The 1,096-nt window shown below is 34.6% G+C and carries 2 protein-coding genes; both read right to left on the bottom strand.

The window, feature by feature from the left end; translation table 11 throughout:
• Nucleotides 1–114: 114 nt before the first annotated feature.
• Entirely contained in the window at nt 115–441 is a 327-nt protein-coding gene (locus PGQ33_RS16690; RefSeq protein WP_243259996.1) for a hypothetical protein, read from the bottom strand.
• Nucleotides 442–526: 85 nt separating this feature from the next.
• A partial coding sequence (locus PGQ33_RS16685) for a hypothetical protein (RefSeq protein ID WP_330663306.1) occupies nt 527–1,096 on the bottom strand: 570 nt, incomplete at its 5' end.

Below are 1,096 nucleotides of genomic sequence, written 5' to 3'. Positions count from 1 at the left end.
TGTTCCCCTTTCAAATTTTGTATCTCTATTGTACCTGAAAAAGGTAAATCCTTCTGTGACATTATTACATAAGAATTTACCTTGAACGCTAATAACTAGAATGACATATTTTTATTATACATTACCTTTATATTTATATATGATGTTTAGAATCTCCTCGGTTGTTCTAATAATTACTTTTTGTTTTTCTTTCATTGTTATAGATTTGCTTTCTTCTTCAGCTAACGAAGAATAAAGGTGAATGGTATTAGCATGATGCCATATCTCATCGCAAATTTTCTCAATTTCATCAGCCCTCCGAAATGCCTGGTCTGTTTGCATTTGCAAGTGTTCTCGTTGCTCTTCCAGATGATTCATCTGTTCTAGTAACTGATCCCTTTCTTTCTGCAATTCATCATGTTGTGCCTGCAGTTGATCCATTTGTATTTTAATTTCGCTCATCTTATCTTTCTGTCTCCGCATAAGCATCATCAAATATATAACTATGAATGCAAATAATAGTATTATGTACAGCATAAACTTCTCCTCACGACACATATATTTCGACGTTTTTCCGCAAATCAACTATTGATAATGGCATAGAAAGAACAGTTAGTTTTCCTGAATTCTTTTTAATTACAACAGCATCAGGACTTCCTGTGATTATAATTACAGGTGTTGTCCTGTCAGCACGCCATGGCTGATTCGGTTGGCTCGTCATATCTTCGGTAACAATCCAAAGATCCGGCTTATGTTTTCCTAATTTTGTTTTAGCACTTTCCGGTGTGTAAAACAGCATGATCTGATCTGAAATAAACTGCAATGTTTCTTTTAATCCTTTTGCATAACGTTCACTGCCACAAATCAGTGCAATAATAGAAGCAGCTTTCTTTTTTTGTGTTACCTGAACAAAATCCAAAACTGGTGTATTATAGAGACTAAAGTCTTTTTCCAAATGAACTTTATCATAATAACTCTTTGCTGCCTTGCACATCCTCCGACAAAACTGTTCTATGTCTATACGAATATCGTTTCCGTTCTCCTGTATGTTCATACTGTCCAACTGACAAACTGACATTCCACAGTTTAGTCCAAGATGAAAGCGTATATTATTTTC

Origin of the sequence: Coprococcus sp. AM100_B19A (assembly GCF_027662015.1) — a bacterium.
Taxonomy (GTDB): domain Bacteria; phylum Bacillota; class Clostridia; order Lachnospirales; family Lachnospiraceae; genus Allocoprococcus; species Allocoprococcus comes.
Note: the sequence above shows the minus strand (reverse complement) of the source record. Positions and strands in the feature narration are given on the sequence as shown.